At 44.0% G+C, this 10,887-nt stretch carries 8 protein-coding genes and 1 tRNA gene; 2 read left to right on the top strand and 7 right to left on the bottom strand.

Annotated elements, in window-relative coordinates; translation table 11 throughout:
* Nucleotides 1-260 precede the first annotated feature (260 nt).
* The 5 genes from MUP17_10585 to htpX form a co-directional block, all read right to left on the bottom strand.
* Nucleotides 261-1,463 (bottom strand): T9SS type A sorting domain-containing protein, encoded by a 1,203-nt coding sequence (locus MUP17_10585; GenBank protein ID MCJ7459425.1) that lies wholly within the window; start codon nt 1,461-1,463, stop codon nt 261-263.
* 246 nt (nt 1,464-1,709) lie between these two features.
* Nucleotides 1,710-2,372, bottom strand: coding sequence for a MarC family protein (locus MUP17_10580; protein ID MCJ7459424.1), 663 nt, complete (start codon nt 2,370-2,372; stop codon nt 1,710-1,712).
* An 80-nt stretch (nt 2,373-2,452) separates the two neighbouring features.
* Nucleotides 2,453-3,082, bottom strand: coding sequence for a DedA family protein (locus tag MUP17_10575; GenBank protein MCJ7459423.1), 630 nt, complete (start codon nt 3,080-3,082; stop codon nt 2,453-2,455).
* Complete coding sequence (locus tag MUP17_10570; GenBank protein ID MCJ7459422.1) at nt 3,075-4,430, bottom strand: hemolysin family protein; 1,356 nt, start codon at nt 4,428-4,430, stop codon at nt 3,075-3,077. The genes MUP17_10575 and MUP17_10570 overlap by 8 nt, the downstream gene beginning before the upstream one ends.
* Nucleotides 4,431-4,561: 131 nt before the next feature.
* Nucleotides 4,562-5,407 (bottom strand): zinc metalloprotease HtpX, encoded by an 846-nt coding sequence (gene htpX / locus MUP17_10565; protein ID MCJ7459421.1) that lies wholly within the window; start codon nt 5,405-5,407, stop codon nt 4,562-4,564.
* A gap of 502 nt (nt 5,408-5,909) precedes the next feature.
* Here htpX and MUP17_10560 point away from each other — a divergent pair.
* Complete coding sequence (locus tag MUP17_10560; protein ID MCJ7459420.1) at nt 5,910-7,688, top strand: S8 family serine peptidase; 1,779 nt, start codon at nt 5,910-5,912, stop codon at nt 7,686-7,688.
* 153 nt (nt 7,689-7,841) lie between these two features.
* Nucleotides 7,842-7,916 (top strand) — tRNA-Asn (locus MUP17_10555).
* A 1,542-nt stretch (nt 7,917-9,458) separates the two neighbouring features.
* Here the strand turns inward: MUP17_10555 and MUP17_10550 are convergent.
* Nucleotides 9,459-10,508 carry a Fic family protein gene (locus MUP17_10550; protein ID MCJ7459419.1) on the bottom strand — a complete coding sequence of 350 codons (1,050 nt, stop codon included), beginning with the start codon at nt 10,506-10,508 and terminating at the stop codon, nt 9,459-9,461.
* 9 nt (nt 10,509-10,517) lie between these two features.
* On the bottom strand, nt 10,518-10,887 hold a 370-nt coding region (locus MUP17_10545), incomplete at its 5' end, for a type III restriction endonuclease subunit R (GenBank protein ID MCJ7459418.1).

Genomic DNA, 10,887 nt, shown 5'->3' with positions numbered 1-10,887 from the left:
TAGCTCCTCCATGGATAAAGAGTGCTAAATCTATGTTCTCCGAGATTAATATAACTCGTTTCTTAATTTTGACAAGCGTTTTTTGAAAGCCGCGCCACTGACAAATCGGCATGGGCTTGATAAATCAAGCCCCTAAAAAAAAGTAGGGGTTCGATTCATCGAACCCCAAAAAACTTCTGGAGTGCATTGACTATGTCAATGCTGCATCCCGCCTCGCTCTCAAGGTAGGTTTTCTCTGTAGAGACGCATGCTATGCGTCTCTACTTTAAAAGAATCATCTTTTTGGCCTGAGTGAAATTATCAGCCTTTATGGAGTAAAAATAGACCCCGGCAGAAACCTGGTTTCCAGAATCATCTTTACCGACCCATCTTACGGATTTCAGACCAGCAGACTGATACTCATTAATCAGGGTCCTCACTTTCTGTCCCAGGATATTGTAAACTGCAAGGGTAACCTGGCAATCAGCCGGCAGCGCATATTCGATATAGGTCTCAGGATTAAACGGATTAGGATAGTTGGGCAATAAAGTAAAACTCTTTGGCAAATCAGCTACAGGTTGATCAGAAATCCCGGTTGTTCCATATATTGCCTTCATCACTCTGCCTTTATCATCAACCACTTCCAGGTTTGTTAAGGTGCAGACATTTTCAAGAGGTATGGCTAAAAGATCCACGGGTCCTGAAGGTATATTTGCACCTCCTAAACTGAAAACTAAGATCCTCAGCTCATTATTGTTGATTTTATAGATCAAATCCATATTTGTGGAATAGAGGTAGGGCAAAGCCAGGGTATCTGAACAAGCAAAGGTGAAAAGTGCGGCTCCAACAGGTGCCTCAGAGTTGAAGGAGAATAGAAAAACAGAATCTCTTACAGAAGTAGTAAAATAGGCAATCTTATCTGAATAGCCAGTTGTGTCCCCCGGTATAGCATCATGCCGCATTATCCTGGTCATCAGGACAAAGTCGGATAGAGTTAAAACTTTCCCATTTCCGTCAATATCTGTATTGGCAATCTGCTGAGCCGAGTCGAGAGTGAAAACTGCAGTACCCTCCATGAAATAGCTTAAGAATAAGACTGCATCCGCAACCTCATAGGGAATAAGGTTCAAATTCAAATCTCCGATTAGTTTCTCATCCCCGCACAGGATCACATGATATGCGCTCATCCAGCTCTGCAAAATCGCATAATCACTCATCTCATACGAAAGACCATTATAATTCAGGTCTGCACATTCAGCCACAGAAGGGTCTGGACTGATCTCATGCTGGATTACCTTAGCCATATACTCCAGATCAGCCGGGTTGATAACCCCATTACGGTCCAAATCCCCACGGCAGTTACAGCCTTCTGTTTTTTCATTTACTGCCTTTACCGCAGGCGTTATTTCAGAAGAGTAAGCTGATAGGAACTGGAAAGATAAAAAAATAATTACCCCCAACCAGATAAAATTTGTTTTTTTCATTTAAACCTCCTTTCCCCTCTCCTGTAGTAATTTAATACAATTTCAAGTCCTGTCAAGCAAGAAATGAGGTTGTAGAGGCGTATTGCAATACGCCCTTTCCTCAGTGCTGTCGGGAGTTACCTCCCTCCCGACAAAAACGAAAGCGTCAGGAGAAAACTCCTGGCGCCTCCAATTGAAATGTAGCGGAACTCTTCAGAGTTCCAGACTTTTTAGATGCAATAGAGGTCTAAAGACCTCCGCTACAAATCACCCCAGCGCTTCTTTTATCCCGTTTATCACGAACTGCACTGAAAGTGACAGAATCAGAAGCCCGATTATGCGGGTGATGACTTTCATTCCGATAGGCTTGAGGAATTTGAGGATCAGGTCTGACCTCAGGAGAATGAAAAGCGAAACCAGGTAGACTAAAATTATGGACAAAATGAAAAGAGCCTTATAAAAGTAAAACTCCTTTCCAACGATAGCAAATCTTTCCGGATGGTTGAAAAGAATCATGCCGGTTAAAATCGAGGCAGGTCCTGTGTGCAAAGGAATGGCTAAAGGGACGATGGTTATATTTTCTTTTTCCTCAGCTTTATCTTCTTCCTGGTATTCGGTTCTGGTTTTGTGACCGAAGAGCATCTCAACTCCGACGATAGCCAGCAAAATCCCTCCAGCTATGGAGAAAGAATACATCTTTATCCCCAGATAGCTGAAGATGTAATTTCCAAAGATAACGAAAAGTAGCTGCACCAGCAGGGCAATGCCGATCGCCTTTTTAGCCATATCCGCTCTTTCCTTCTTATCGTACCTTTGAGTCAGGGAAAGAAAGATCGGGATGTTGTTGATTACGTCTACAACTAAAAAGATGGATATGAAAACAGTTAGAAAATAGTTGAAAAGGTTCATATCACAAAGTAGCGTTGCCACTCCTGTGGCAACGGTTATACGTCCTCACAGGAGTGAGGACGCTACAAATCCGTCCAAGGTATAAGGGAAAAACACCTACCTCAAACCTCACTTTCGCTTTTCTGAGGTTTTAAATGCCTATAGATAAAAAATGCGATTCCCAAAATTACTATGATAACAATTATTATATCTGCGCCCCTGAAATAAGTCTTTATGGTCTGCCAGTTCTCGCCCAGGACTTTTCCGATGTATGCCAGGACAAAACACCAGGGTAAAGAGCCAAGGAAAGTGTAAATTACGAACCGGGGAAAGTTCATCTTTGCAATCCCTGCTGGCAGGGAGATGAAAGTTCTTATTACCGGAAGCAAACGTGAGAAAAAGATCGCCCAGTCTCCGTATTTTTTGAACCATCTTTCTGCAGTATCCAAATCCCGGTGCGAAAGTAATACATATTTCCCGTATTTCTCTATAAAAGGTCTACCTCCCCAGACCCCTGCCCAGTATGCGGCAACTGAACCCACAACGCAACCGAATGCTCCAGCCACTGAGACCCAGAGTAGATTAAATCTCCCGGTGTAGACTAAATACCCGGAAAAAGGCATAATTATCTCCGAGGGCAAAGGGATACAGGCTGACTCGATTCCCATTGTCAAAACTATCCCCCAGTAACCCAGATAGGAGATGGTATCTATTATCCATTTCCCCACCGGCGTGATTATGTTTTCAAACATTCTCCCCTGCTTTTTTGCTTATCTTTATCTTTCGCAGATGATGCCCCGCTTTCTCTAAAATGGTGAAATCCAAATCGAAAAGCTCTATCTTTTCGTCTAACAGCGGTATCCTGCCCAAGGTGTTGATTAAAAGCCCGTTTAAGTTCTCAAATTTCTCCTCAGGAAGGTTTAGTTTGAGTTTTTCGTTTAGTTCCCTTAAAGGAATGGAGCCTCGGACAACCGCAGAGCCATCCGGAGGAAGTTCTATCTCTTTTCTTTCCTCGTCATACTCATCCTCTATCTCGCCCACAATCTCCTCGATTATATCCTCTAAGGTTATAAGCCCGGCAGTCCCGCCGAACTCATCCAAGACTATCGCCATCTGGGCTCTTTTTTTCTGAAACTCCCTTAAAAGCTTGCTTATCTTCATCGAGTCAGGCACAAAATAAGGCTTTCTGATAATATCCTCAAGAATTATCAGATCGCTGTTCTGTAAAATATTTATCACGTCTTTGGCGTGGATTACCCCGATAACATTGTCTAAAGTTTCCCTGTAGACTGGCAAACGTGAATAACCTTCCTCAGTGACCGTCCGCAGAACCGTATTCTGGTCCGAGCCTATTTCTAAGCCTACCACTTCAGTACGGGGAGTCATCGCCCTTTTCACAGTTGTGTCAGTGAACTCAAAAACGCTGTGGATTATCTCTGCTTCAGTTTTCTCGAAAATCCCTTTTGCCCTTCCTTCGGTGACAATATATTTCACCTCTTCTTCTGAGATAAATGGAGGTTCTTTCGGGGTCTTTCCGATGATCAAGCTCATCAGGGCTTTGGTAGAGAAAGATAGGAGCTTCACAAAGACAAAGGATATCTTTGAGAGGAAACGAATCGAACCTGCAATCCTCAGAGCAACTTTTTCCGAGTATCTTAAGGCAATATATTTGGGAACAAGCTCTCCTATTACCAGGGAAAGATAAGCTATCCCAATAACTACGATCCCGATGGAGATAGATTCGCTCCATCTCTCAGCAAATTCAAAGGGTAGTTTCTTTATTAAAGGTATCAAAAGGTCAACGATTTTGGCACCACCTACCACTGAGGCTAAAGTTCCAACTAAGGTAACCCCGATCTGGACTGTGGCTAAGAACTTCTCCGGCTCAGATTGAAGCTTCTGAACTAAGAGTGCTTTCTTGTTTCCGGAATCTATCAGCTCCTTGACCCTGCTTTTTCGCAAGGTAATCAGGGAGATCTCAGAGCTGGCAAAAAAGCCATTAGCCAGGATCAAAGCTAAAATTAAGATGATTTGGACCCAGTAGTTTTGCATAAAAATGTAGCGTTGCCACTCCTGCCCCACGGGGGCTTGCTCTGGCAACGATGAAACGTCCTCACAGGAGTGAGGACGCTACAAACTTCCAATTATCGTAAGCAGGGCTCCCAGTCTTGCAAAAGGTTAATATAAAAAAGCGGTGAAACTTTTTCCACCGCTTGAAAAAGATATCTTTATCATAAGCTTTTGGCTAATCCCTCCAGCCTGGAAATCCTTTCTTCCAAAGGCGGGTGGGTGCTGAAAAGACTTGCCAGCCCTTTTCCGGTTAAAGGATTAACGATGAAAAGATGAGCTGTGGAGGGGTTTGCCTGCAGCGGAATTCTCTGGGAAGCATAAGATAGCTTCTTCAAAGCACCAGCTAAAGCTAAGGGCTTGTGGCTTATCTTTGCCCCGCTCTCGTCTGCCTGATACTCCCTGGAGCGGGAGATAGCCAGTTGGATCAAAAGAGCAGCTATCGGAGCTATGATAGCCATAAATAAAAGACCCAGTCCTCCACCCCTGTTTTCCTCATCTCTACCGCCTCCAAAGATGGCGGCGAACTGAGCCATCTGCGCCAGCATGCTTATAGCGCCGGCAACAGTTGCCACGATCGAACTGATCAGTATGTCCCGGTTTTTTATATGCGACATCTCGTGCGAGATAACCCCCTCTAACTCCTCCTCGCTCAAAATTCTGAGGATGCCAGAAGTAACTGCCACTGCAGAATGTTCCGGATTCCTTCCAGTTGCAAAGGCATTCGGTGAATCTGTGGGGATGATATATACTTTAGGCATAGGCAGACCTGCCTGTGAGGCTATGCGCCTGATTATTCTATACAAGCCGGGATTATCACCCTCCTCAATCTTCTGAGCTCGATAGATTCCCAGGACTATTTTATCCGAGAACCAGTAGCTGCCTAAGTTTAGTACTGCGGCAAATATCAGAGCTATAACCATCCCGGAATTTCCACCCAGAATCCTGCCGATGAAGATCAAAAGCAGGGTCAAAAGAGTGAGAAAGAATGCAGTTTTTAACGTGTTCATACTTTTACCTCCTATCCTAAGTTTATCAGGTTAAGATTTTAAAGTCAAGTGATTTTCCTGATTAAATATATCTACGGAATTAATTAAAAGCCTGACAATTGCTTAAACGCTTTTTTAAATACCCAGGAGAAAACTTGATTTAAGAGAAAATTTTTACTAAAAACCTCCCATACTATATTTTTTCTTGACAAAATAAACCTAGGTTTTATTTTAGTTGAAGATATACTTCGATTTTTATTCACGATTGTCTGTTCTTCTTTTTTTACAGGCCTTAAAACGTAAACCTCTAAGCCGATCAAAGGAGGTGAGGAAGAAAAGATAGACCATTTCTTATAGAAGAGAACTGGTTTTATTAACTTTTTCATAAGGGAGGTGATTTTTATAGAGAACCGTTTGAAGCCTTTCAGTTTTCTTTTTAGTTAACAGATTCTCCCAGAAAAGTTTAATTTTTTTGGAGGTTTAATATGAAAAAGTTATTCCTCTTTGTTTTTTTTTGCTGGGGTTGATTCTCGCTGCCTCTTCCTGGGCAGTCGACGAGTTAAAAACTCCTCTTGATGAGCAGATGGATGAGGTGCAGTACGTCCCGAATCAGTTTGTGGTTCAATTTAAAACTGAGGCAGAGCCTGTTCGTCCTGTCCTGCTGAAAGGGATAGTGACAACCGGAGTGCAGGTTTTGGATGCTTTGAATCAGAAATTCGGGGTTTCCTCGATGGCGAAGGAATTCCCAGGAGCCAAGGCAGAACCAGGTATCCCTGACCTTTCCGGCTATCATATTGTCACCTTCAGCCAGCAGTACAGGTTGGAAGATGTTATGAGCGCCTATGCGGCTCTTCCCAATGTGCAATCAGTTGAGCCTATCGGAATCCATCCGGTCTATGATATCTACCCAAACGACCCTTATTTTCAGGGACAGGCAAACCCCTGGAACCAGTGGGGTCTGCATATCTCTACTGACCACGACATCGATGCACCCTGTGCCTGGCAGATTAACCCAGGAAGCACAAATGTTATCATGGCGATTTTGGACACCGGCGTGAGATACTACCATAAAGACTTAGGTGGCTCTACCTGGCCCACAACTACTGGCAATATCTGGATAAACCCGGGAGAGATAGCGGGAAACGGGATAGATGATGATGGTAACGGTTATGTGGATGATTGGATCGGCTGGGACTGGGTTACCGGAATTACCGGGTGTATGTCAGGTGAAGATTGCGGAACCACTGATAACGACCCAAGAGATTTTGCAGGACACGGCACTCACGTAGCTGGCATCGCTGGTGCTATGACTAATAATGCCCGTGGAGTGGCTGGAGTGGCTGGTGGATGGGGTGACGGAACTGTAAACTCTATTGGCAATGGTTCGAAGATCATGTGCCTCAGGATAGGCTGGCTGTCATCTACTGGGGCTGGCTATGTAAATATGAGCTTTGCAGCCCAGGCTATGTATTATGCTGCTAACAAAGGCGCAATCTCGGCTAACTGCTCCTGGGGTTCTTCCAATTCCGGAGGCTTCGCTGCCGCAGTTGACTATGCCATTGCTCATAATGTTCTGATCTGCCATGCAGCCGGAAATAGCAATAACCAGGTTGCAGATTATCTGGCTTCACGAACGGACATTTTGGACGTCGCCGCTACTGACAAGAACGATATAAAAGCCAGTTTCTCCAGCTATGGCACCTGGGTGGATGTTTCTGCGCCAGGTGTTGATATCGTGAGCACCTATCACGATTATGCCAATCCGAACAACGACTATGTGGCAGTAATGAGCGGGACCTCAATGTCCACACCTTTTGTGACAGGTGAAGCTGCACTGGTTAAGGCCCAGTACCCATCCTATACCCGGCTGGACATCTTCAACCGGATAAAAAGCACTGCTGATAACATCGATGCCTTAAACAAGAGAACGTATAGAGGTAAACTGGGCACTGGAAGAATCAATGCCTGCAGGGCTTTGGGCGGAACTCCTAACCCCAAGGTAATTGCCTCAGGACCCGTTCCTGAAAAATTCACCCTGTTCCAGAACTTTCCCAACCCCTTCAACCTGGCAACTAACATCTCTTTCTACCTGTCTGAAAAATCACAGGTGAACCTGAACATCTACAACGTCTTAGGTGAGAAGGTAAGGACTCTGGTTAACGGGACTTTGGATGCTGGTTCTCATTCTATTACCTGGGATGGCAAAAACGAGGCTGGCTCTGTGGTGGCAAGCGGGATCTATTTCTACAGGCTGAATGCAGGCGATCAGGTTATGACTAAGAAGATGAGTTTGCTGAAGTAAAGCTCTCTTACGTGGCGGGATTTCAAAGTCCCGCCACGTGTAACAATCAGTCAATCATCCAATCTATTTTTCTTGACAGTTATCTCCTTTTTAATATATTTAATCCGAAAAATCAAATAGCTAATAGCCAATAGCTAAAAGCTAAAAAAATATTCCTCGGTAACTCAATGGTAGAGTGAGCGGCTGTTAACCGCTAAGTTGCAGGTTCGAGCCCTGCCCGAGGAGCCAGATAGGACGGAGCTCGCTTTTTGTAGCCCCAGCGAGCTCCTTTTGTTTGTGCTCTATGTTTGTAACTGCTATTAAGTCAAAAGGTTTGCGATAGGTGGGTATGAGATTCTCTCCGTCCCAGGTGGAGTTCGAACTCACGAATTTAACCAGTTTTGCCTTTTCGTGCGGGTTCTGTCTCAAATACAATGAATACGCCTTATTTGCGAGTTCTAACAATTTCGAGCCCTCTACCAGATAATTTGTATTAGCTTCCTGATAAGTCCTGAGCTTGGAGGAGATTTCACTCTGTTTGTCCTTCCATTCCTGAAGCTTATTCAAGAAGAAATCCTCCGGGATCTTTCCATCCAGCTTGTCCTCATATGCTCTATCCATCCTGTCCTGCAGCCGTCTGTATTCGACCTGGAACTGAGAGATCATCCGATTGTGGAAGTCTTTCTCTTCCTGGTGACTTTCTCCAAGGGCATGGATCAGCCAACTCAAGACATCATCAGATATCGTGATATTTCTGATGACCTGCCCGTACTTCTCCTCAATCACTTCTTGCCTTACATACGGCTTAGCACATTTCCCCCTTTTGCCTGTGCAATGATAGTATACATATCTTCCTTTTTTGATCTCTGAAGTTAGGGCGCATCCGCAGAAAGCACAGGTTATCATTCCGCTGAAAGCAAAATCTCTTTTCGTTAATTTGCCTTTGTTCTTTCTTGTAAGAGCTTCTTGCGTCCTGTCCCACAATTCCCGGCTGACTAAAAGAGTATGGCTGCCGTGATAAAGTTGCCCGGCCCAGAAGAAATCTCCGTAGTAGAATGGGTCTTTTAAAATATGCTCAACAGTGCTTTTTGACACCTTCTTTCCCGATCTATATGTTAAACCAGCTTGGGTTGCCCTGCTTTTAACAGCCTCTATGGAATAATTCCCGCTCGAATACCATTCGAACATCTTCTTAACGATGAGTGCCTTTTCAGGATCAATGTCGATTTTACGAGTGTCCGGATTGTTCTGGTATCCTAGTGGTGGCTTCGTTGGATATACTCCCTGCTCTGCTTTTTCCCTTTGCCCTTTCTTTGTCTCTTCCGATAGATTATCAATATAGTTCTTCGCCATCAAAACCTTGATGCCGTGGATGAACTTCTGGTGAGACTTGGAGTTTTTGCTGAGGATTTCGCCTTCTTTGACTAAATGAATCTCTAAGTCAAGGTCATCGATTGTCACATAGTCTTTGAAGTTCCTGTATAGCCTATCTGTTTTCTCAACCAGTATGATTTTGACGTCAGGGTTAGTCTCAAGGAATTTTATCATTTCACCAAAATTGGTTCTACCGGCTTGTTTAGCCGTTTCAACATCAATGAACTCCTTAACGACGGTCAAGTTGTTCTTATGAGCATAGTCATTAAGAAGTCTTTGCTGAGCCGGGATAGAGTAACCTTCTTTTTCCTGCTCTTTGCTGGAAACCCGGGCATATAAAAGGGCAAGGTTCATTCTGTTTTTAATCTTTCTAAACACCTGTCACAGTAACATGTCACAGTATGTCATAGTAGCGTGTCACAGTAAGATATAGTGTTTCGTGGGGTCTGTTGGGCTCTTTGCCACGGCTTTAATGATGCCTTTGGCGACCAGTTCTTCCAAATCTCTTTGAGCCGTCCGTCGAATACAAGAGGCAACAGATTGGTATTCATTAACAGTGACAGTGCCTTTTGAAATAAGATGCTTAACCGCTTTTTCCTGACGCTGGTTTAAACCAATTTTCTTAATCTTCTGTAATGTTACATCTTGCTTTATCAACTGTTTGCCTTTTTGCTGAATTTCTTCCATTTGCAACCGCAGACCATTGACAAAGTATTCAAGCCAAACCGTCATATCCATGTTGTTCTTCCTGACGGATTGGATCGCTTGGTAGTAGCTCGGACGGGCTTTATCATAATACTCGGAAATTGTAAAGAGCCGTTTGAAGTCATAGCCAGTTTTGTAGAGAATGAGGGTTGATAAAAGCCGGGCCGTTCTGCCGTTACCATCGATAAACGGATGAATATGCACAAACTGAAATTGAGATACACCGGCAACAAGAATCGGCGACACATCTTCGGTTTTATTGAGCCAATCCACAAGCTCCCGCATAAGATTAGGAACATCAAGCGGAGCGGGCGGGGTGTAAATGACTTCCCGGGTGCGGGAATTGACGACATAATTCTGATTTTTTCGGTAATTGCCCGGGTCTGCCTGATCACCACGGACGCCTTTAACGATAATCTTGTGAAGCTCCCGGACAATGCCTTCTGAAACAGGATCGTCTTTGCCAAGATACTTTGAAAGAAAATCCATCGCTTTTTTATAATTCAAAAGCTCTTTTTCATCATCACGATTGACGCCTTTGACCTTTTTGCCTTCCAAGATAGACTTGGCCTGCTCAAGGCTTAAAGCCGTGCCTTCAATATGCGTAGAGTGATGCGACTCAAGGATAAGCGCCTTTTTCTGCATGTCGGCAAACCAGTCATCCTTGAGCTTTACCGCATCCAGAAACCCCCGCACACGCTCGATTTCCACGAGGGCTTTGTTGATCTTCGGAGTAATGGTGAATTTCGGGTTGAAAGACATATTAAAACCTCACTTCTTCGTAATTGAAACTATATCATCCCAATTCTTCGGTTTATACTTGTCCCATTCTTCCTGCCTCACATAGAGCATTTTATAAGTGCTTTTCTTCTGCCGGGCATTTGCGTCATCGCACCACTGGGCAAGCCTTTTAATCTTCAAAAGATCGTCTAGATCCTCACGCCCCTTAGTCTCAACGACATACACCGTCTTTTCATCCGTTTTGACAAAGAAGTCCGGGTAATAATTCGCTATCGTCCCATCGGCGTTTTTATAGTCTATCTTAAAATGCACTTCATAATAATTCTTCGCAAACGAAACAATCTCATCATCACCCAATCGTTCAAGGAAATCCGCAAACTCAAGCTCAAACTGGCTATCT

The organism is Candidatus Zixiibacteriota bacterium (assembly GCA_022865345.1).
In the GTDB taxonomy this organism is placed as follows: Bacteria; Zixibacteria; MSB-5A5; order MSB-5A5; family RBG-16-43-9; genus RBG-16-43-9.
The sequence above is the reverse complement of the archived record's forward strand: the minus strand, read 5'-3'. Positions and strand labels throughout refer to the sequence as shown.